General features: G+C 42.0%; 18 protein-coding genes. 8 read left to right on the forward strand and 10 right to left on the reverse strand.

The annotated features are described in order from the left end of the window. Positions 1-30: 30 nt before the first annotated feature. The 3 genes from rnd to AN394_RS12790 all read right to left on the reverse strand — a co-directional run bounded on the left by rnd (position 31) and on the right by AN394_RS12790 (position 3840). Complete coding sequence (gene rnd / locus AN394_RS12780; RefSeq protein WP_055021683.1) at positions 31-1161, reverse strand: ribonuclease D; 1131 nt, start codon at positions 1159-1161, stop codon at positions 31-33. A gap of 48 nt (positions 1162-1209) precedes the next feature. Beyond that, entirely contained in the window at positions 1210-2871 is a 1662-nt protein-coding gene (fadD, locus tag AN394_RS12785; RefSeq protein ID WP_055021684.1) for a long-chain-fatty-acid--CoA ligase FadD, read from the reverse strand. Between the two features lie 117 nt (positions 2872-2988). Next, positions 2989-3840: an alpha/beta fold hydrolase gene (locus AN394_RS12790; protein ID WP_055021685.1), complete on the reverse strand. Its 852-nt coding sequence runs from the start codon at positions 3838-3840 to the stop codon at positions 2989-2991. A gap of 110 nt (positions 3841-3950) precedes the next feature. Here AN394_RS12790 and AN394_RS12795 point away from each other — a divergent pair, with 110 nt between their 5' ends. Continuing rightward, the gene (locus AN394_RS12795) at positions 3951-5240 is read left to right on the forward strand and encodes an alkaline phosphatase (RefSeq protein WP_054563873.1); all 1290 of its coding nucleotides are present in this window, start codon (positions 3951-3953) and stop codon (positions 5238-5240) included. Between the two features lie 91 nt (positions 5241-5331). Here the strand turns inward: AN394_RS12795 and AN394_RS12800 are convergent, their stop codons facing one another. From AN394_RS12800 to AN394_RS12820, 5 genes are all read right to left on the reverse strand, one after another. Beyond that, on the reverse strand, positions 5332-5655 hold the full coding sequence (locus AN394_RS12800) for a hypothetical protein (RefSeq protein WP_054563874.1): 324 nt from the start codon (positions 5653-5655) through the stop codon (positions 5332-5334). Between the two features lie 76 nt (positions 5656-5731). Continuing rightward, a complete protein-coding gene (gene tsaB, locus AN394_RS12805; RefSeq protein ID WP_054563875.1) occupies positions 5732-6424 on the reverse strand; it encodes a tRNA (adenosine(37)-N6)-threonylcarbamoyltransferase complex dimerization subunit type 1 TsaB in 693 nt (230 codons plus the stop codon). A 10-nt stretch (positions 6425-6434) separates the two neighbouring features. Then, positions 6435-8351 (reverse strand): ATP-dependent DNA helicase, encoded by a 1917-nt coding sequence (locus AN394_RS12810; RefSeq protein ID WP_054563876.1) that lies wholly within the window; start codon positions 8349-8351, stop codon positions 6435-6437. A 104-nt stretch (positions 8352-8455) separates the two neighbouring features. Then, positions 8456-10318, reverse strand: a complete 1863-nt coding sequence (locus AN394_RS12815) for a M28 family metallopeptidase (protein WP_082422990.1) — start codon at positions 10316-10318, stop codon at positions 8456-8458. Between the two features lie 69 nt (positions 10319-10387). Then, positions 10388-12583, reverse strand: coding sequence for a M4 family metallopeptidase (locus AN394_RS12820; protein ID WP_055021686.1), 2196 nt, complete (start codon positions 12581-12583; stop codon positions 10388-10390). A 388-nt stretch (positions 12584-12971) separates the two neighbouring features. On the opposite strand from AN394_RS12820, the gene AN394_RS12825 reads away from it, so the two are divergent. Then, positions 12972-14051 (forward strand): mechanosensitive ion channel family protein, encoded by a 1080-nt coding sequence (locus tag AN394_RS12825; RefSeq protein ID WP_082422991.1) that lies wholly within the window; start codon positions 12972-12974, stop codon positions 14049-14051. A gap of 225 nt (positions 14052-14276) precedes the next feature. Continuing rightward, complete coding sequence (locus AN394_RS12830; RefSeq protein WP_055021687.1) at positions 14277-15560, forward strand: sodium:proton antiporter; 1284 nt, start codon at positions 14277-14279, stop codon at positions 15558-15560. Between the two features lie 27 nt (positions 15561-15587). Here AN394_RS12830 and AN394_RS12835 read toward each other — a convergent pair whose 3' ends face one another. Further along, positions 15588-16553, reverse strand: coding sequence for a sensor domain-containing diguanylate cyclase (locus AN394_RS12835; protein WP_055021688.1), 966 nt, complete (start codon positions 16551-16553; stop codon positions 15588-15590). A 90-nt stretch (positions 16554-16643) separates the two neighbouring features. Beyond that, the gene (locus tag AN394_RS12840; protein WP_055021689.1) at positions 16644-16877 is read right to left on the reverse strand and encodes a hypothetical protein; all 234 of its coding nucleotides are present in this window, start codon (positions 16875-16877) and stop codon (positions 16644-16646) included. A gap of 357 nt (positions 16878-17234) precedes the next feature. Between AN394_RS12840 and hisG the strand changes: the two genes are divergently transcribed. From hisG to hisH, 5 genes are read left to right on the forward strand one after another with little or no spacing between them, the layout of a single operon-like run. Then, positions 17235-18134, forward strand: coding sequence for an ATP phosphoribosyltransferase (hisG, locus tag AN394_RS12845; RefSeq protein WP_054563881.1), 900 nt, complete (start codon positions 17235-17237; stop codon positions 18132-18134). A 6-nt stretch (positions 18135-18140) separates the two neighbouring features. Continuing rightward, entirely contained in the window at positions 18141-19442 is a 1302-nt protein-coding gene (hisD, locus tag AN394_RS12850) for a histidinol dehydrogenase (RefSeq protein WP_055021690.1), read from the forward strand. After that, positions 19432-20529, forward strand: coding sequence for a histidinol-phosphate transaminase (hisC, locus tag AN394_RS12855; protein WP_055021691.1), 1098 nt, complete (start codon positions 19432-19434; stop codon positions 20527-20529). The genes hisD and hisC overlap by 11 nt, the downstream gene beginning before the upstream one ends. After that, complete coding sequence (hisB, locus tag AN394_RS12860) at positions 20526-21587, forward strand: bifunctional histidinol-phosphatase/imidazoleglycerol-phosphate dehydratase HisB (RefSeq protein ID WP_054563884.1); 1062 nt, start codon at positions 20526-20528, stop codon at positions 21585-21587. The genes hisC and hisB overlap by 4 nt, the downstream gene beginning before the upstream one ends. After that, positions 21584-22174 (forward strand): imidazole glycerol phosphate synthase subunit HisH, encoded by a 591-nt coding sequence (gene hisH / locus AN394_RS12865; protein WP_055021692.1) that lies wholly within the window; start codon positions 21584-21586, stop codon positions 22172-22174. The genes hisB and hisH overlap by 4 nt, the downstream gene beginning before the upstream one ends. Positions 22175-22181 lie beyond the last annotated feature (7 nt).

Consider the following 22181-nt stretch of genomic DNA (forward strand, 5'->3'; position numbering starts at 1 on the left):
AAAGTATAAAAAGCCCTTTGAAATAGTTACTTAATTTTGCCACTCTTTAAGTACGTCTTTCACATACTCATAGCGCCATGAGTTGAATAGATCTGGCTTTGATGCAGCTTTACGCTCATCTGCATCGAGCTTCCAATTCCAGCTGATCAGTTGGTTAATCTGTTTTTTAGAGGCCAATACATCTTCAGGAATACCCTGCTCTTTTGCAGCTTTGGTGATTTTTTGTTTAATATCTTTAGCGGCTTTTTTATATGCCGGAAAATCGATTAAACGTTTTAATTGTGCAGGTTGTTCGCTTACAAGAACGGCTTTACCACGCTCAATACATTTTAAAATTTCTACGCCCGAACGGTTCACTTCCATTGGCTCAACACCCGGCACTCTGCGTAACGCATTTAAACTTGCAGGCTTACGCTTAGCTATTTCAACCATGTTGTGCTCTTTTACCACAAAATTAAGCGCGAGGTTTTTGCGCTCTGCCTTTTCACGGCGCCATGCGGCAAGTTCGCGTAATACTGCTAAGTCGTGCGGTCGTAATTGCCAAGCATTTTTAATATCTTTATAAAGCTGATCTGCTGGTGGTTGGTAAGCACGTTTTTGCGCAACTAACTCGCTTTCGCTGATCACAATGTCAAAAAAGCCAGCTTCATCAATTTGTTTTTTAATAATTTCAAAACAAGGCAGTAAGTGGTACGTATCTGCAGCGGCATAATCTAGCTGCTTTTCTGTGAGTGGGCGCTGTAGCCAGTTAGTGCGCGATTCACTTTTATCAATTTCGATATCAAGTAACTCTTTAACCATGTGGGCAAAGCCCATGCAATTTCCATGACCTAGTATTTGCAGTGCAAATTGGGTATCAAACAGCGGTGTTGGTACAAAGCCAGCGTATTTTTGAAACACTTCAATATCTTCTGACGGTGAATGCAGTACTTTTAACACCTCTGGGTTTTTAAGTACTTGCCAAAAATCAAAAAGCGACAACTCAGCCAGTGGGTCGATTAACGCTAAATGCTCACCATCGTATACTTGAATAAGTGCAACTTCAGGGTAAAGCGTACGACGACGCATAAACTCGGTATCAATTGCCAGTACCGGTTTTCCTGTTATTTTTTCTACAAAATCATTTAATTGATTTTGCGTTTCGATCAGTTGATATTGCACTTATACCCCTTTCATTACCATAAAAAAGCCGGCTAATGCCGGCTTTAATTATTTTTGTTCGTCCTTTAAGGCTCTTCTTAGAATCTTACCAACGTTTGTTTTTGGTAGTTCATCTCTAAACTCAACGAGTTTAGGCACCTTATAGTTCGTTAAATTATCACGACAGTGCTTTATTATATCTTTTTCAGTTAAAGATTGATCTTTTTTCACGACAAAAACTTTAACTTGTTCACCACTGACCTCATGAGGAATACCGATAGCTGCTACTTCAAGCACGCCATCGTGCATAGCAACAACTTCTTCGATCTCATTTGGGAACACGTTGAAACCAGATACGATAATCATGTCTTTCTTACGATCAACAATGTAGAAGAAGCCTTCATCATCGTAAGTTGCAATATCACCTGTTGCAAACCAACCGTCTTTTAAGCATTCGGCTGTTGCATCTGGGCGGTTATAGTAACCTTGCATAACTTGTGGGCCTTTAACCCAAAGCTCGCCTGGCTCCCCTTTTGCTGCTTCTTCACCATTTTCAAGCATAAGCTTAATTTCAGTGCTAGGAGCAGGTAAACCAATTGAACCGTTATAACCTTCCAGGTCGTAAGGGCTAACAGTTACAAGTGGTGCACACTCAGTTAGGCCATAACCTTCCATTAATTTGGTTTTTGTTACAGCTTGCCATTTTTCAGCAACTGGACGCTGTACCGCCATACCACCGCCAAGTGACATTTTTAAGCTTGAGAAATCAAGTTCAGCAAAACCTGGGGTATTTAGTAAACCGTTGAATAAGGTATTTACACCCGTTACAGCAGTAAATTTGTGTTGTGCTAACTCTTTTACAAAGCCAGGCATATCACGAGGGTTCGTAATAAGTACGTTTAAACCACCGTATTTCATAAATGTTAGGCAGTTCGCAGTCAAAGCAAAGATGTGGTAAAGCGGCAGTGCCGTAATAACCACTTCTTTTCCGCGCTCTAATACTTTGTCTAAACAACCTGATACTTGTTCAAGGTTACCAACCATGTTGCCATGAGAAAGCATTGCACCTTTAGATACACCGGTTGTACCACCCGTGTATTGCAAGAATGCTAAGTCGTTTAAATCAACATTTGGCTTTTTATAGTTCGCTTCGTTACCAGCAAGTGTATCGGCAAATTTGATTACATTTGGCAATGAATAGCTAGGCACCATTTTCTTAACGTGCTTAACCACAAAGTTAACGATGTGCTTTTTAAGGCCTCCCACCATATCACCCACTTGAGTAACCACGATGTGCTTAACGTTGGTTTTTGGTAATGCTTTTTCTAGGGTATCGGCAAAGTTAGCAAGAATGAAAATTGCTGATGACTCAGAGTCATTTAACTGATGCTCTAATTCACGCACTGTATAAAGTGGGTTTACGTTCACCACTACACAACCTGCACGAAGAATGCCTAAAATAGTCACAGGCGTTTGTAGTAGATTCGGCATCATCACCGCTACTTTATCGCCTTTTTTCAGACCAAGATCATTTTGAATGTACGACGCAACACGTTTTGTAGCACTGTCTAACTCACTATAGGTCAACACTTTACCCATGTTGGTAAAGGCTGGAAGGTCACTATAGTCAGCAAAACTTTTTTCAAACAAGTCGAGTAGCGAGTGATAATGCTCAGGGTCGATTGTTTCAGGCATACCTTCTGGGTAGCGTTTAAGCCAGATTTTTTCCACTCTTAGCTCCTGTTTATAATTATATTTTTTAATAACCTTAATCTAACTAAGGCCGTTTCTCAATGGAGTAAATACTCTAATGGTGCAGATAATCCCACATTTGGTGCAATTATACAATTAACTTGCTTTATACTGCCCAATAAATGCATGAATGTGCTCTAAGGTTAATGCAGGACTTTGCATATGGCAATGGTGACCTCCAGGTATCTCATGAATTTTTAACTCCTTGTAATATTTACCATATGCCTCTAGGTTATCTCTAACAAAAGGATAACCCTTATCCCCAAGGATAAGCTGACATGGTGCGGTAATTTGTTTGATGGTTGCAATACATTGCGCCTCATCAAAGCGAAATCCTGAGTGATTTTTAAGCTTAGGATCGGTTGTTAAATACCACTTACCTGCTTTTTCGTAACTATTTCGTGTCATTAATAGTTCTGCTTGTGGGTATTCAAGGTCGCCACTTGCAAGCCTTGCACTAATAATGTGCGCTATTGAGTCAAATGCACGAGGGCTTTTGCTGTTTACCCGCGCTCTATTTAATATCGCTTTACGAAGTTGGCCGCTCACTTCATTGCTGTTGGTTGTAACGCAGCCAATTCCCTCAATAAAGTTTACCGATGCCACCTTTTCAGGGAAGCAGCTCGCAAAAACGCCAGCGACCATAGCGCCCATAGAATGGCCAACTAAATGCACTTTCGTTACATCAAGTGACTCAATAAACCGATAGACGTCATCAACATAATCAATAAAGTAATAATGGGCGTCACTGCTTCGCCAATCAGACAAACCATGGCCAGGAAAATCAAGGCAATACCAACGCTGGTTTAACTGCGCGTTTTGTAACATAGGTATGTAACTATGTGCGTTATCAAGCCAACCATGTAAGGCAACCACAACCTCTTCGCCATGACCAAAGGTTAGGCCATGCATTGCCTGAGTGCCAGTTTGAAAAGAAAAAGGTTGCACAATTGCTCCTATTTATTAAGCGTTTCAACTTAAAGGCGTTTATTTATCGTCTGGCTAGTATACAATAATCCTCGCAGTATAAATAAGGGCACAATAATAAGGTTACATCAATGAAATTAAAATTAAGTCTTTTAGCATTATTATGCTCAGCAGGCTCAGTAATGGCTGAATCAGCACCAAAAAACATCATTTATATGATTGGTGATGGTATGGGCCCGGCGTACACAACTGCATATCGTTACTTTAAAGATGATCCAAATACTAAAGTTGTTGACCCAACTGTTTTCGATACTATTTTGCGTGGTATGGCACATACCTACCCTGACGATCATACCTATGTAACAGACAGCGCAGCAGGTGCAACAGCACTGAGCAGTGGTCATAAGAGTTATAATGGCGCAATTGCTGTTGATACTGATAAAAAACCAGTAAAAACTATGCTTGAAGTTGCCAAAGAGCGTGGCATGACAACAGCACTCGTAGCTACTTCGCAAATCAATCACGCTACACCAGCAAGCTTTGCTTCACACAATGAATCACGCCGTAACTACGACGAGATTGCTAACGACTATATCGATAACAAAATCGCGGGTAAATTACCGGTTGATTTAATGCTAGGTGGCGGCACGAAATATTACGTTCGTGAAGACCGTAACCTAGTAGAAGAGTTTAAAGCGGCTGGCTATCAGTACAGCGATGACTTCGCAGCAATGAATGACTTGAAGCAAGTTCCTGCTCTTGGTTTATTTGCTGAAGTCGGTTTACCGTTTGCGCTTGACGAAAATCCAACGCGCCTTACGCAAATGACAACTAAAGCGCTTGATTTACTTGATGGTCAAAACGACAAAGGTTTCTTTGTGATGATCGAAGGCAGCCAAATTGACTGGTGTGGTCATGCAAACGACATCGCATGCGCAATGGGCGAAATGGACGACTTTGCTAAATCGATTGAACAAGCAAAAGCGTATGTAGATAAAAACCCTGATACCCTGCTTGTTATCACCGCCGACCACTCAACAGGTGGCTTAACACTTGGTGCTCATGGTCAATATAAGTGGGAAACTGACGTTGTTAAAGGTGTTAAAGCAACAGCTGGCACTATCACAAAAGATCTACTTGAAAGCGATGATTTAAAAGCAGTATGGCAAAAGTATTCTGATATCGAGTTTACTGATGCAAACAGCATTAAGCTTAGCCAAGCTAAGAAAATGGGTGATAAAGCACTACTACTTGCAGTAAAAGATATTATCAATCATGCCAGCTTCACAGGTTGGACTACTGGCGGCCACACCGCTATTGATGTACAAGTATTTGCCTATGGTAAACGTGCTGAAGATTTCTACGGTTCGCAAAACAATACTGCGATTGCCGACAAACTGATTGATTATATTAAACAGTAATTTATATTGAATACCGTCCAATCATAAAAAAAGCCTAAACAATTTGTTTAGGCTTTTTTGTGAATTCAGTTTCACCAATTATACCAGTTAGCTAAGCATATACATCAACGCCAATAAGGCTTTGCACTTCGGCGCGGCGCTCTAAGTTAGCAAATTCTGTATAGGTTGAAATAGCACGACTGGTTTTTGGGTTGCTTGGTTTGTCATAAATTGTTTGCTGATAGTTTTGCGACTCAGCTTTAAATTCATCAGCAATAGCAACAGCTTGAGGGCTTGATTTAACATACTCTGTTGACGATTTTTGCTCAGCCGTTTGCTCTGATATAGCTTTGGGCTTATCAGTAACGGTATTTTTACGGCTATATTGACCGGGAATGTCACCGGTATAAAAGCCTGAGCCAATAGGTAAAGTCAAACTCGTAATTCCAAATCAAACATGAATAAATTATGTGCCATAACTAACGGGCACGCAAGTCCCGTTATTCTTTCAGTTACTCTCGGCCTGGTAGCTTTTTCCAAGTCACTGTATCACGAACATATTTAGGCTGTGCATTGGCTGCAGTCACCGTTTCACCGCTAGCGAATGCAGTGGCAACCGAGGCCAGCATGTACTTTGCATCAGGCAGTAAAATGTTTTCATTTAAGCTTACATTTGCCAAACCTGTAACAAGTGCAGGATAGGTCTGCCAACCCGTACCCACCGCTGCCGCTGTTGTTCCAGGTAACGTTAGCAACTCAGGTTTAATGACTTGCTCTTCATCAACTAGCGTCATTAAGCCATTATCATCAGCTTTATAATGAGCGTAATAAATCTCACCCATACGTGCATCAATCGCAGAAAACACATCGTTAGCTTGGTCTTGCTCAAACGCTTGTTGTGCCATCATCTGCAATGTTGATACGCCAACCAAAGGTAAGCGTGCGGCATACGCTAAACCTTGAGCAATCGCAACACTAATACGCACGCCAGTAAAGCTACCCGGTCCTTGACCAAAGCCAATCACATCTAAGTCGGCTAGTTTACATTGTGCCTTTGCGAGTAACTCATCAATTAAAGGCAAAATCTTTTGACTGTGCTGCTGAGGGCACTCTTCAAAATGATGAAATGTTTGCCCTTGATAATGTAGCACCAGCGATAAAGCTTCAGTTGATGCATCTAAGGCAAGAATATTGTGTTTAATCATCTAAGTTACTCTAATTGATCTGTTCTAAAAACGCGTTTGCCATTGCTAAATCGCGTGTGCGGCGCATGGGTGGCAAACTTTTTAAAAATACTTGGCCGTAATGGCGTGTTACTAAGCGGTTATCACAAATAACCAACACACCTTTATCTTTACTATCGCGAATAAGTCGCCCTACCCCTTGCTTTAATGCAATGACCGCTTGGGGTAATTGAATATGGGCAAATGGGTCTTTGCCTTGTAACTGGCAATCTTGCATTTTTGCTTGCAATAATGGGTCATCAGGTGCGGCAAACGGCAATTTATCAATGATAACACAACTTAATGTGCTGCCTCTAACATCTACGCCTTCCCAAAATGAGGCTGTGCCGAGTAAAACGGCATTTCCGTGACGGGTAAACTTCTCAAGGATAATGCGTTTAGACATTTGTCCTTGCATATAAACCGGATAATCCATTTGTGTGGTTAAACCTTCAGCCACTAAGTGCATCATACGATAACTAGTAAACAGCACAAAACAGCGACCTTTTGCTGATTTAATCAACTCAAGGGTCAGCTTGATAATTGCATGGGGCATATTATTCGCATGAGACTCAGGTAAGTAGCGCGGTAAGCAAAGTAGCGCTTGTTGTTGGTAATCAAACGGACTTTCAACAATCATGCTTTGCGTTGGTTTTAAACCAAGGCTAGCGTTAAAGTGTTCTAATTCGTTATCGACCGATAGAGTCGCCGATGTAAACACAAAACCTGCTCCTGTGTCTTTCATCATTTGTGCGAATTTAGCCGATACATTGAGCGGTGTAATGTTTACCGTTAGGTATCGCCGAGTGGTTTCGTACCAATAACTATAGCCCGTTTGGGCTGTATCAAATACCCGCTCTAACTGACCTTTAAAGGCCAGCGTACGCTCAAACGGATGCTCTATTTTTTCGCTACGATCCAAGCATAACTTTAATACTTGGTATAAAAAGTCGAGGTCGCTAATGACCCGGTGCAGTGCTGCACAAATATCTTTATCAGCCAGCTTTTCACGCCAATCACCACGGCTACCATCAACCCCAAACTGCAAGCGTAAATCTGCCACGCTAGTTTCTAACTTGTTGAGAGTTTTGCCTAATTGCAGCATGTCAGGGATATCGGCACGGTAAATTGCTCGTAAGTCATTAATTAAATCCACCAGCTTTTTGGTGCTAACACTTTCACCAAAATAGTCACTGGCAATTTCACTGAGCTGATGCGCCTCATCAAAGATATAGGCGTCTGCCGTAGGCATTAATTCAGCAAAGCCTGTATCTTTTACAGCCATATCTGCAAAAAATAAATGATGGTTGATCACCACCACGTCAGCTTCCATGGCATTTAAGCGGGCTTTACGAATGTAGCAATCTTGAAAATCGGGGCACTCTTTACCCAAACAGTTATCTGCGGTTGAGCTAACATAAGGCAGTACTTTGGCGTCTTCTTCTATGCCAATACAATCTGCTAAATCGCCTGAACGGGTTTCACTTGCAAACTTTGCCACCATCGCGAGTTGATGCATTACATCAGGATCATCTGTTGGTACATGCGCAACATGCTGACTTAAGCGATAGGTACACAAATAATTCGCACGGCCTTTTAAAAGGGCAACTTTTTTAGTGGCGCTTAGTGCTTTGACTAAGTTGGGTAAATCCCGATGAAACAACTGCTCTTGTAGTGCTTTTGAACCCGTTGAGATTATGGTTTTGCCTTTTGATTTTAACGCAGGCGCTAAGTAAGCGTAGGTTTTACCCGTGCCTGTGCCCGCCTCAACCACTAATTGGTGACGTTTTTTTAAGGCATCATCAACTGCAACAGCCATGTCAATTTGTGGCTGCCGAGGAGTATATCCATCAAGAGAAAGTGCAAGGGGGCCAGTGGCACTGAAAAGTTGTTTGATAAACTTCGCCAATAGATTAAAAGTGATGGGCAGATTTTACGTAACTGACTTGCCAAGGGCAAGACTAAATGAGGAAGCAAGGCTTCCTCATGGTTAAAAGTATGATTGGGTTTAAATCATTGTCCTTGAATCGTTAATGTAACGCCCGATGCAGCTCGGTAACCTTGTAAATCTATGTACCAAGTGCCAGCTTGTGGGTTATCAAATTGACAACTTTCTTCGTTACCATTTTTGTACGGCCGACATAGATAATTTGAACTTGTTGACGCTGAGCCATAATTAACATACAAATCTGCATCGCCACTACCGCCAGAAATAGTCACCGTTAAGTTACTTAGGCCTGCGGGTATTTGTTGAGTAAAGCGCAGCCAACTTCCGGTAGCCACACTCACGTTTGTCTCAGTTCGGTCAACGTTTTCACCGCCACCTGAGGTGCTATAACTTCCCGTGAGTGACACATTCGAAATCTCATTCCACGCTTCAACCATGACATGATACGTGCCAGTTTGAACTGACGACATCACACAGCTTTCATTACTTGTAGAGGTTGTGCTTTTACAATCAAAATCCTGTAAGGTCGGCTTAGCGCCAAATTTAACGTATAAATCAGCATCGCCCGAGCCGCCCTCGGTTACAAACTCAAGGTTACTGCTCATTGCGGGTACATCAAGTGTAAAGAATAACTGATCTTTTGCTGCGCCCGACAAACCTGTTTTAGCTACGCCATTTTCAAGCTGATTAGTCGGCTCAGTTACCACATCACCAGCGTTCTTTGCCATTTCAGCAACATAGCTCACTGCCAATTTTGCAAATTTACTCGCGTGAGCCGCATCAAATTGGGCATCATTTGATGTGTGGATCAATGGGTTAATATCACTCATTGTTGATTCAAATGGCATTGAGGCGGCAAACCCTTGTTGATACCAAGAGGCATGATCTGAGCAGCCATAACCACATTGATCAAAGCCATAGCTCACTGTGGGCTGGTAAGCATCGAGCAACTGCGATAAATACTGATTTTGCGATGAGTTAGTGTAGTCGGTCATCATCACAATATCTGTGTTGCTGCCGTTATTGCCAGTCATATCAAACTGCACCATACCTACAACATTCTTACCCTGTGTTTTATAACTTTGGGCAATATCTTTTGAGCCCCTAAGGCCTACCTCTTCAGCGGCAAACCCCATAATTTGAATGGTTCGCTGAGGTTGGTAGTTATTTTCCACAATTGCTTTGAGGGTTTGTGTGAGCACTGCAATACCAGAGGCATTATCATCTGCACCAGGAGCACGACCATTACTTGGATTAGACTGATTGATTGAGTCTAAATGACCACCAATAACGACGATTTCATCTGCTTTTTCTGCACCAGGAATGGTCACAATAACTGATGATTGCGAAAAACTATGGTTAAAATACTCAACGCTTATATCACTGCGGCTACTGGCTATTTGCTGCCAATGGCTCTTTAACCAATCGGCTGCATCAACACCACTTTGCACTGAATAATATCGGTTATGAAAGTTCATCATGCTATTAACCGTATCGCTCAGTTCGCTACTATCAATCGATGATATTAGTGCGTTAACTGTCGTGGCATTATCAATACTGTAGTTTACTAGGCTCGCATTCATAGCTGTCTGAGCTACAGCATTTAATTGCTGAGTGTAAAGCTCTGCATCTGCTAATGAGTCATGGGCTACAAAACCACCGCAGCGATGATAGTTATCGTGCATAAACTCACTTAACCCAGCGATATCCTGCTTGTTAACGCGCATAAAATTAACTTGATTCAAAGCCGATTTTTGCATCGCAAAATTACTGCTTTGTTTACGTTTACTTACTGTATCTTGTTGAAAGTGCTCTGCAGCAAGGGCATCAATAGTGACCCAAATTGTTTCGTCTTGCGCCGCATAATTTAGTTGGCTCAGTGACAGTGTGGCAAAGCCCACTAGGCACTGTGTTAGGCGGGTTGTCATAATCAATCCTTTTATGATTTGCATTTTAATGAAAATAAAAAAGGGAGCCGAAGCTCCCTAAAAGGGTGGCTAGTTAGCCGAAATGGTGAGTGTTACACCACTTGCAGCGCGATAGCCGCGAAGGTCGATATACCAAGTACCCGCTTGTGGGTTTGTAAATGTACAGGTTTCGCTATTGCCGTTTTTATAAGGACGGCAGTCATAGCTAGAGGTGGTCGATTGCGAACCAAAGTTTACATACAAGTCAGCATCACCAGAGCCACCAGAAATAGTCACATCAAGTGACGAATAACCCGCATCTAGATCTTGCGTGAAACGAGTCCAGCTATTTGTACCAACACTCAAGTTAGACTCAGTGCGGTTAATTGGTGTTACACCACCACCGCTACCCGAATCAAAGCTACCTGTAAGTGATACACCTGAAATTTGATTCCACGCTTCTACCATTACGTAGTAAGTACCCGCTTGTACATTACTTATAGCGCAGCTTTCTGTGCTAGTAGATGAAGTGCTTTTACAATCAAAGTTGCTCAGTGTTGGTTTTGCGCCGTACATAACGTAAAGATCTGCATCACCACTTCCACCAGTTGTATTGAATTGTAAATTCGTTGCGTCTGCTGGCACCTCAAGAGTAAAGAACATTTGATCTTTAGCAGCGCCACTGATCCCTGTGCGTGCAACGCCATTGGTTAGCTCTTCATCACCGCCCGGAGGTGGCTCAGTTGTGCCACAGCTACTACCCGCACTTAAGCTTGAAGTCACACCAACCGCCGCAAGTGCAGCTTGAACATCTGCTGGGTCATAGCTTAAATCACAGGCCGCATCCATCACGCCGTTACCTGCTAAATCCCAGTTTGTGCTGGCTGTCCAGTAAAGTTGGTTAGCGCGTGCCATCACAACAAACGCCTTTTGCGTATCCCAACCTGGTGTGGTTGCAAGGTTATAAAATGCCTTGTTGAATACACCTGAGCTGTAGTGAACATCCATACCAGAGTAGTAATTGTTTTGATGGTCAATTGAGCTTCCATCTTGGGTTGGGTTATTCATGTAACGTAGTGCACCGTTACCTTTAAAGATTTCCTGACCCACTAACCAGTCGTTTGAACCTTTCATGTAAAACTCAGCCGCTTCACCTGCCATATCAGAGAACGCTTCGTTCAAACCACCTGATTTACCAGAATAAACAAGGCCTGAGTTTTGTTCGGTAAAACCATGGCTTACTTCATGCGCCGATACATCAAGACTTACCAGTGGATAGAAGGTATTTTGACCATCACCAAAGGTCATGGCACTGCCATCCCAAAACGCATTTTCATAGTTATTGCCGTAATGAACGCGCATTTTCAATTGGAAAGTTAATGGCGCAGTGCCGACCCAATCGTTATACATATTAAAAATGACGTTACCGAAATAATGCGCATCATTTAAAGGCGAGTACGCACCGTTAATTTCTTTAAAGGTATTTTCTGGGCATGTAAACGAATACGCTGTTGAACCACTTGTACCGCCATTTAAGTTAATGGTTCTTACATTGGCGTTATTCATCGTACAGGTGCTGCCAGACTGAGTAACATCTAGACTATCAAAGTCAGTACCGTAGATGTATTTACCGGTTTTTAAGTTACCACCAGGGCCTGTTGCACTAGCATGTTGTAAGTTATCGAAGCTAAATAAAACTTCACCGCTGTTAGCATCAATAATTTGATACGGACGAGATGGGTTGTCGCCATACGTCACATAAGATACTTCATACACTAGGTGTGCAACACTGTCCTCATCTAGCCAAATAGCTAAACGTGATTGTTCATTATGCTTTTTTAACCCAACTGATTTAATTGCAGCAGGTGAGTTAGCAAGGCCTTTTGCCATTGCTTTTTTCTTGTTTAGTGCCGGAGACACTGAGTCGATGTCGGCGGCAATGTCATACACCGCTGCACCATGTGCGCGCTTTAATTGGCCATTTCCATCAAATGTAAGGCTAACCGTATCGCCGATAACAGGTAGACCTTGATACATCTGCTGATAACGACGCGTGGTGTTGCCGTTACTGGTTTTGATTTCTTTTAATACAACTAAATCATTCCCTGCACCTAAACCAACTAACTGATTTGGATTTGCACTCAATACAGATGATGCATTGGTTTGCAAAGCTTGGTTAATCCCTGTTTGTTCGTTTAGGTATTTCTTGTTCGCAGCTACTGCACTTGCTGCTTGAGTCAAAGCAAAAGCAGCAAGAGTTGCTAATGTGATTTTAGATAAATTCACGTTTACGCTCCGTTAGATTGTTATGTATTTAATATTTTCCTAGTAACCGGACTGCACTGTTCCCGATTAGTGACCAGCCTAGATTGAATGGAGCGAAATTGAAAATGAAACAAAAAATTTACAAATAAAGTATTAGCTCTAAATTAAAAAGCCATAATTAACAGCAGGATAGGAATTTAAAGGTTTATAAAATGTTAATAAATACATTTAAATTGTAAAATTATTGATACAAAATAATAACATTTATTAAACATTTGTACCTTTTATTTGTTTTTCTTTTGCTCATCTCATTATTTGTGATTCACAGCTAAAAGGATTAGATATCCATAAAAAAGTCTGGGTACATAACTTGCAGCAATGCCAAGTATCTAGGATTTAAGGACTAAGCATGATTACTGATCTGATACAAAACGAATGGCTAAATGAGCCATGGCTGGTCGTCATTGGTGGTACTGTATTAGCCGCCACAGCTTTGTTTTTATTAAAGTTTGTAATCATCTATTGCTTAAAGAAATGGACCCAACGAACCGACTTTGTTTTCGACTCATTACTGGTTGACTCACTGTCTACACCATTGACCTTGTGCACAATGATGGTGCTTGTGATCATTTTTGGTCAGTTATTAAACACCACCGGCTTTATGGCTGAGCACCCCTTACCTATTGCGGCCACCGCTAAAGCCATTTGTATTTTTGCCTTAGTGTTATTTTTAGACCATTTCTTATTTGGCACCGTTGATTATTACAGCGCCCGCTCTGTAGTGGTTTCGAACAGTCATAGCATCATTAAAGGCTTGATCCGCTGCGCAATTGTGTGTGTTGGCTTATTGGTGTTATTAGGCACGTTGGGTATATCAATCACTCCGATTATTGCCTCTTTGGGCATTACCTCTCTTGCCGTCGCTTTGGCTTTACAACCGACACTCGAAAACTTCTTCTCTGGCGTTCAGTTGGTGATTGATAAACCTATTCGGGTCGGCGACTTTATAGAGCTTGAAAGTGGCGACCAAGGCTTTGTTGAGAAAATTGGTTGGCGCTCAACCTGGGTAAAAATGTTGCCAAATAACATGATAGTCATCCCCAATAGTCAGCTGTCTAAATCACGCATCATTAACTATTTTTACCCAGAAAAAGAGCTCAGCGTCCCCGTCGAAGTGGGTGTTCATTATGGCTCCGACCTTGAAAAAGTTGAGCAGGTTACGTTGGATGTAGCAAGGCAGATATTAAAAAGTCATGAATGGGGCGTTGATGATTACGAAACCTTTGTGGTCTTTCATACATTTGATCAATCAAGCATCAATTTTACGGTGATGTTAAGAGCAAAAGAGTACTTTAACCGCTTTTGGGTAAAATCAGCTTTTATTAAAGCATTACACCAACGTTACGCAGAAGAAGGAATTGTTATTCCTTACCCAATCAGAGCTTTTAATACCAGCCAAGAATCAGCCCAGTTTAAACAGGCTGATTGACCTAACTGAGGTTATCACTATTGCGCTTTTATCAGGTTTATTTTGTCTCTTTTGAGACATTATTAACAGCGATTATACATATGCAATCAGCACCTTGAATTTTTACTCTAAAATGTCATAAAAATCGCATAAACACTGTGACATACCTATATTAGAGGCGTACTATATGCGGCCAGAAAGTGACTGCTTTCTGCGTCTTGTTATACAAATATTTAAGGTCAAACAATGAATGCTTGGTACCTCATTTGTTTTCTTTCAGCATTAGCTATTTTTATTGCTTTTGCTAACCAATATATCCTCAAAATGCAAACCACGATTGCTATAACAACAGGCTCTGTTGTTATTTCTTTGCTTCTTATACTTGCCGTTAAAATGCTTGGCGATACTACCGCCCTCGAGATGACCCAAATTGTCTCTAGTATCAACTTTAATCAGTTGCTACTAAAAGGCATGCTCGGGTTTTTACTATTCGCAGGTGCGCTGGAAATCAACTTAGCAGCCCTTCGTAAACAACGGTGGGAAATTACCGCATTAGTGTTATTTTCAACCATAACCTCAACGATCATTGTTGGTTACTTAAGCTATTATTTGTTTGCTTTTGTAGGCTGGCCAGTACCGTTTATTTACTGCTTGTTGTTTGGTGCTTTAATCAGCCCAACTGACCCGATTGCAGTGTTAGCCATTATTAAACAAATGCGAGCCCCAGAAGGTATTTCTGTGCAAGTTGAAGGTGAGTCTTTGTTTAATGATGGTATTGGTTTGGTGATTTTCACAACGATATTTTCAGTGGCCTTTTATGGCACCGAAGCCACCTTTACTGACGTTGCTGAATTGTTCTTAGTTGATGCAATTGGCGGTATAGTGTTTGGTCTAGTGATTGCGTTAGTCGGGCATTTTTTAATTATTAATAGCCGCGATGTTAACATTCGTTTGCTACTAACCTTGACCATTCCAACAGCCGGCTTTGCAGCAGCGAATATTTGGGAGATTTCAGGTGCACTTGCTATGGTCACCAGTGGTATTTTACTTGGCAATATTACTCGTTCAAAAGCAACAGAGCGTACGGGGCCTGAAGATACTCGCTACGTGAAAGACTTTTGGCATGCCACCGATAGCTTTTTAAACGCCTTGCTGTTTTTGATTATCGGTATGCTCATCGTCACTATGCCGATTACTCTTGAAGAAATTGGCTTAGGTTTACTGATGGTACCCGTGGTGTTGCTAGCGCGATTCATAAGTGTAGGTGCGCCATTTGTATTCTTTAAAAAGTATCGCCAATACGATAAGCACTCGGTGAAAATACTCACTTGGGGTGGCTTACGGGGTGGTCTAGCGCTGGCAATGGCAGCTGCCATCCCACGCGATCAAGTAATGATTGCAGGCTCAGACCTTCATAACCTAATTGTTATTGTCACCTACGTGGTAGTGATTTTCTCGATTATCGTACAAGGTTTAACAATTTCGCCGTTGATCCAAAGTAGTATTCAATCAGCAGAAGCAAAAAATTAAGCACAGCTTTTTGCTCTAAAGGCTCGTTTATCGGGCCTTTTTTTGTGCTTTATCGGCATACATTCGCGCGTCAGCAGCAGACAGCAATTTAGTTAGTGAGCAAGGTTGCTGACCAGAAAAATCAGCAATGCCATAAGAAAAGCCAAGCTCAACTTGGTTATTAAAGCTATTAGGTAAGTCACTGAATGACAACAACAAGCGTTGCATTATGGTGTCGCATTCGCTGGTATTTAAATCTGTAAATAAAATCACAAACTCATCACCGCTCAAACGTGCATATAAATCAGCCTTGCGACAACAGTTCTCTAGTAATCCTGCAAAATCTCTCAGTACTCTATCGCCAGCAGCATGACCAAATTTATCGTTAATTGCTTTAAAATTATCTAAATCAATAAACACTAATTTTGCTTTTAAATGCTGGCGAATACATAAATCAAGATAATGCTCTGCGGTGCTAATGAAACCGCGACGATTAGGCAATAAAGTAAGCTCATCGGTAGTTGCTAACTGCATGATTGCAAACTCTCGCTCGACGATTGCTGCAAAGTCTTGTAAGGCTTTAATTTCTTGTTTGTTAAAACTGCGCGGTTGATGATCGATAAGGCACAAAGTGCCAATTCTATTTCCTGATTTAAGTGTAATTGGGCAGCCCGCATAAAAGCGAATATTTGGGTCACCCATTACCAGTGGGTTATCAGCAAAACGCTTATCGTTTAAGGCATTTTCAACCACAAGCGGGTCTTTGTATAAAATTGCATGGGCGCATAAAGAAACGTCTCTTGCGGTCTCTGTTACATCGAGCCCCACACATGACTTAAACCATTGTCTGTGCTCGTCAATTAAACTGATAACACAAATTGGTACAGAGAAAAATTGCTGGGCAAGGCGAGTGATTCGGTCAAAGGCGGGTTCACTTTGAGAGTCTAAAACATCTAATGAGCGAAGCTCTTCAAGCCTAGCTTGCTCATTTAATGGCACTGAGGGTCGTTCCATTGAATTGCCTTGTAAGTTACAACACAAGTGTTTCTTAACGTTAGCAGAAAAAACCGCACAGTTGCATAAAAACAAATTTTATATTGAGTATTAAGCCCATGTATCTAGGTGTTTATTACCCTCTTCATCTTCTTCTATGACACTTTTGTTGCCTTTATCTTCTTTTTTAGCGGCTTTTTTGCGGCGTTCTATTTCACGTTTTTGGCGCTTTTCAAGCTCAATTCGCTGCACGTTCGCATCTTTTACGCCCGCAATATGAAACGCACCTTTACTTTCCAACTGTAAGCGCGTAATTCGACCTAAAAAGGGGATCATGATATCCATTTGCACCTCCTGCTGTACCTACTATCTAACCGTTATATATCGGCAGTTATAAGATATACTTTAATTTCGCAAAAAAAATGCTTGCCAAAGATTAGCAAAGCATGTTTATCTATATACGTAACTTATTTAAACAGATATACGCACTGGTTTACACAAACGAGTGCAATACAGGAAAAATTATGCGCTTCAATCTGACAACTATCCATCATCACCATCATTCACCGGAATAGCCTGTCAGGTTTTTCGCTGAGAGGTTATTCCTAAAAGGAACCTCTGGCGAGCAATCAACCAAATTATTTATTTTCGCCCTGAGGTTCCCTCGGGGTTTTTAGTTTTTGAATTAAAGGAAAATGAATAATGAGCAATACCAATCGTTTACGAATCGCCATCCAAAAAGGCGGCCGCTTATCAAAAGACTGCCAAGAGTTACTAAAACAACTTGGTGTTAAATTAAATCTTCGTGAACAACGTTTAATCGCACACTCTACCAACATGCCAATTGATGTACTTCGTGTACGCGATGACGATATTCCGGGCCTAGTAATGGACGGTGTGTGTGACCTAGGTATCGTTGGTGAAAACGTACTTGTTGAAGTTCAAGCCGAACGCGAACGCCAAGGCGTGGCATTCGAGGTAAATAAACTTTCTAAGCTTGATTTTGGTTACTGCCGCCTTGCACTTGCATGGCCACAAGAACTTGGTCCACAAGATAAAAGCTGGTTTGAAGGTAAACGCATTGCCACTACTTACCCAGAAATCTTAAGCCAATACCTAAAACGCGAAGGCATTAACGCAAGCACAGTCATGTTAACGGGCTCTGTTGAAGTCGCACCGCGTGCTGGTTTGGCTGATGCAATTTGTGACCTAGTGTCTACTGGTGCAACGTTAGAAGCAAACGGCTTAATGCAAGGCGACACCATCTTAGAATCAAATGCATGTTTAATTCAAAACAAAGACCTTACTGATCAAAGCAAACTTGATTTAATCAACACGTTAATGCCGCGTCTACGTGGTGTACGCCAAGCAAAAGAAAGTAAATACATCATGCTACACGCACCAAAAGCAAAGCTTGATGAAGTGTGCGACTTACTACCGGGTACTGGCCAACCAACTTTACTATCGCTTGCTGGTAGCGACGATTATGTTGCACTACACATGGTTAGCAGCGAAACCCTTTTCTGGGAAACAATGGAACAGTTAAAAGCACTGGGTGCCAACTCAATTCTTGTTATGCCAATTGAAAAAATGATGGAGTAATTATCCATGTTTCGCTGGAATGAGGAAAATCAACAAGCACAGCAGGCGGTACTTACCCGCCCTGCTGTTACTGCAAGTAAAGAGGTTGAAGCTATTTGCATCGATATCTTAAATGCAGTTAAAACTGAGGGTGACGCAGCGTTATTAAAAATGGCAAAAGAGTTTGATAAGCGCGAAACACCTCGCTTATTAGTGCCAGTTGAAGAAATAAACCAAGCTGAGCAGTTATTATCAAACGAATTAAAAGCCGCCATAGAAACGGCCTATGCCAATGTAAAACGTTTTCACCAAGCACAATTACCAAAAGACATTAAGTTAACAACTCAACCTGGCGTATTGTGTGAACTTAAATATCAAGCCATTGAAGCGGTAGGCATTTACGTGCCAGGTGGCAGTGCGCCACTGCCATCTTCAGTAATTATGCAAGGGGTGCTTGCACAGTTAAGTGGTGCACAAACCGTTGTGCTAACTACACCTGTAAAAGCCGACGAAACCATCAACCCTGCCATTTTATATGCAGCAAAACTATGTGGTATTAAAACCATTGTAGAAAGTGGCGGCGCAGGTGCCATTGCAGCGATGGCATACGGCACAGAATCAGTGCCTAAAGTGAACAAGATTTTTGGCCCAGGAAATAGCTTTGTCACCATGGCAAAACAACTTGTTGCGCAAACTATTCCGGGAATGGCGATTGATATGCCCGCGGGCCCTTCTGAAGTGCTAGTGATTGCTGATGAGCGTGCAAACCCTGAATTTATTGCGGCAGATTTATTGTCGCAAGCAGAGCACGGCGCTGATTCGCAAGTTATTTTACTATGTAACAGCGAACGCATCATTGAAAAAACACAGCAAGCATTAACAGAGCAGCTAGCAAAATTGAGTCGTAAAGACACTGCCGAGCAAGCCCTTGCTAACTCAAGCTTGATTTTAGTGGACTCGGTTGAGCAAGCCTTTGCGGTGTCTGCTGAATATGGTCCTGAGCACCTTATTTTACAACTTGCTGATGCGCAGCCTTATTTAAGCTTAGTGAAAAATGCCGGTTCAGTATTTGTAGGTGATTACACCCCGGAGTCAGCCGGTGACTATGCATCGGGTACTAACCACGTACTACCAACGTATGGTTACAGCGCGACCTATTCGAGCTTAAACTTACTGGACTTCTTTAGAACTTACACAGTGCAAACCATCAGTAAAAATGGCTTACGTGAATTATCTAAAGCAATTTTACCTTTGGCTGCAGCAGAGGGGCTTGATGCTCACGCCAATGCTGTTTCGATTCGTCTTGAGGCTATGAACAATGAGCGATAATTCAAAAATAACAACGCTGTTGCCAGATAACATTGCAGCGCTTACAGCCTACAGTTCGGCTAAAAGTGAAAAGCTAACCGGCACAACGTGGTTAAATGCCAATGAAAGCCCTTATTCACGCACGCCAAATATCAATTTAGCTGATTTAAATCGCTACCCAGATCCGCAGCCTCAGCAAGTGATCAATCGTTACGCTTGCTATGCTAATTTAGAGCCAGAGCAAGTACTGATGACTCGCGGCGCTGACGAAGGTATTGAGCTATTAGTACGTACTTTTTGTAGCCCAGCTACAGATAGCATCGCACTCTTTTTGCCAACTTACGGCATGTACAAAGTCACTGCAGATACCCACAACATTGCGATTAACGGTTTAACTCAAGAGCTGTTATTAAAAGGCACGGTTGATGAGATTGTCACTGCAGTTGCTGATTCAAAGCTGGTGTTTATTTGTAATCCAAATAACCCTACCGGCAGCATGACAAGCTTAGACAAAATCAGAAAAATCACCCAACAACTTGCGGGTAAAGCGATTGTAGTGGTTGATGAAGCTTATATAGAATTTTGCCCAGAACAAACAGCGGCAAGCCTGATCAACGAGTTTAGTAACCTTGTGGTACTAAGAACTTTATCAAAAGCATTTGCACTAGCGGGTTTAAGAACAGGCTTCACATTAGCCAACAGCGAGCTACTGGCGCCTATTCGTAAAGTGATTGCGCCATACCCTGTATCAACGGTGGTGGCGAGCATTGCAGCAGACGCATTAAGTAGTGACAACATCGCTTCAATGCGCCGTCAGGTGACAATTCTAAATAGCTTAAAAAGCAAACTAAAAAGCTGGCTCGAGCAATCACCTGCCGTTATCAAAGTACTGAGCGGTGAAGGTAACTTTGTCACTTTAAAATTAAAAAACAAACAATCATTTAATATCGCACTTGAGCAAGGACTCGTAATGCGTGCCTTCACCTTATATGGCGAAGATGATTGGTTACGAATTTCTATCGGTAACGAGCAAGAACTAGAACAAGTAAAAGTTTGGTTAGATGGCTTATCACTGACCAGTAAAACAGTAGAACAGGAATTATCATGAGCAACCCATATTTATTTATTGACCGCGATGGCACGATTATCGAAGAGCCTATCACCGACAAACAGGTTGATAGCCTAGAAAAATTAGTGTTTTTGCCAAATGTGATCCCTGCTCTATTACAACTTCAAGCGGCAGGTTACCGCCTTGTTATGGTATCTAATCAAGATGGTTTAGGCACTGATAGCTTCCCGACGGCCGATTTTGATATTGCTCAAGACAAGATGATGGATATCTTAAACAGCCAAGGGATTAAATTTGATGAAGTTCTGATCTGCCCTCACTTTGATGAACAAAATTGTGACTGCCGTAAACCAAAAACAGGCTTACTTACTGAGCTTATGCGCTCGGGTAAAGTCGATTTAGCACGCTCATTTGTGATTGGTGACCGCCAAACTGATATTGGACTTGCCAATAACTTATGTTGTGAAGGCATTTTGTATGACGGCAGCTGGGATGCCATTGTCACTAAGCTGACAACCGCAAACCGTGAAGGCCGTGTCACTCGCAACACCAAAGAAACACAAATCGATGTGCAAGTTAATTTAGACCAAACAAAAAATGGCGAAATTAGCACTGGCCTTGGCTTTTTCGATCACATGCTTGACCAAATTCGCACACACGCCAATATCGGACTTAATATTCAAGCCACTGGCGACTTACACATTGATGAGCACCACCTAGTTGAAGATATCGGCATTGCACTTGGCCTTGCCCTTAAACAAGCGCTAGGTACAAAAACGCAAATTGGTCGCTATGGTTTTGCACTCCCTATGGATGAATGCAAAGCTGAAGCGCAAATTGACTTATCGGGCCGTGCCTCGTTTGTATTAAATGCTGATTTTAGCCGTGAAAAAGTCGGCGACTTAGACGTACAAATGGTTGAGCACTTCTTTAAAAGCTTAAGTGATAATGCCGCCATGAGCCTTATTTTGTCGGTTAGCGATGGTAACTGCCATCACCAAGTTGAAGGTCTATTTAAAGCGTTTGCAAGAGCACTTCGCGCTGCGATTGCAAAAGATGCTTCACAACAAACAGCAAGCTCAAAGGGGTGTTTATGATTGCCATAATTAATACTGGTTGTGCCAACATTAACTCTGTTCGTTTTGCCTTTGAACGCTTAGGTAAAAATCCTGAGGTGATCACCTCACCTGAGCAACTAAAAGGCTTTGAACGTGCTATTTTACCAGGCGTAGGCCATGCCTCTGTTGCCATGAAACGCTTAAAAGACGGTGGTTGGCAGCAAGCAATTGATGAATATCAGCGCCCGTTGATGGGCATTTGTTTAGGCATGCAATTACTTTGCGACAGCACAGAAGAAGGCAATGTTGATTGCCTAGGCAAAATTCCAGGTATTGTTAAGCACTTAGATGTAGGTGAATTAACTTCACCGCACATGGGCTGGAACGACCTAAACGTATTAAAAGAGCATGCCCTCACCAAAGGGTTAACGGCGCAAGATCAAGTGTACTTTGTGCATAGTTTTGCTCACACAGTGAACGATGCCACCCTAGTTAGCGGTGAATACGGACAAGCTTTTTCAGCGATAGTTGCTAAAGATAACTACGCAGGCATGCAGTTTCACCCAGAGCGAAGCGCCAAAGTAGGCACCCGACTTTTACAAAACTTTTTAGATTGGCAGCTGTAAGCGCAGC

This window comes from Pseudoalteromonas sp. P1-26, assembly GCF_001401795.1.
Classification (GTDB): domain Bacteria; phylum Pseudomonadota; class Gammaproteobacteria; order Enterobacterales; family Alteromonadaceae; genus Pseudoalteromonas.

Bases quoted from the DNA above. Each gene is read 5' to 3' on its own strand.
- AN394_RS12795 (WP_054563873.1), top strand. From the start codon at position 3,951: ATGAAATTAAAATTAAGTCTTTTAGCATTATTATGCTCAGCAGGCTCA.
- AN394_RS12840 (WP_055021689.1), bottom strand. From the start codon at position 16,877: ATGGATATCATGATCCCCTTTTTAGGTCGAATTACGCGCTTACAGTTG.
- hisG (WP_054563881.1), top strand. From the start codon at position 17,235: ATGAGCAATACCAATCGTTTACGAATCGCCATCCAAAAAGGCGGCCGC.
- hisH (WP_055021692.1), top strand. From the start codon at position 21,584: ATGATTGCCATAATTAATACTGGTTGTGCCAACATTAACTCTGTTCGT.
- hisC (WP_055021691.1), top strand. From the start codon at position 19,432: ATGAGCGATAATTCAAAAATAACAACGCTGTTGCCAGATAACATTGCA.
- hisB (WP_054563884.1), top strand. From the start codon at position 20,526: ATGAGCAACCCATATTTATTTATTGACCGCGATGGCACGATTATCGAA.
- AN394_RS12815 (WP_082422990.1), bottom strand. From the start codon at position 10,318: ATGACAACCCGCCTAACACAGTGCCTAGTGGGCTTTGCCACACTGTCA.
- hisD (WP_055021690.1), top strand. From the start codon at position 18,141: ATGTTTCGCTGGAATGAGGAAAATCAACAAGCACAGCAGGCGGTACTT.
- AN394_RS12835 (WP_055021688.1), bottom strand. From the start codon at position 16,553: ATGGAACGACCCTCAGTGCCATTAAATGAGCAAGCTAGGCTTGAAGAG.
- AN394_RS12830 (WP_055021687.1), top strand. From the start codon at position 14,277: ATGAATGCTTGGTACCTCATTTGTTTTCTTTCAGCATTAGCTATTTTT.
- AN394_RS12825 (WP_082422991.1), top strand. From the start codon at position 12,972: ATGATTACTGATCTGATACAAAACGAATGGCTAAATGAGCCATGGCTG.
- tsaB (WP_054563875.1), bottom strand. From the start codon at position 6,424: ATGATTAAACACAATATTCTTGCCTTAGATGCATCAACTGAAGCTTTA.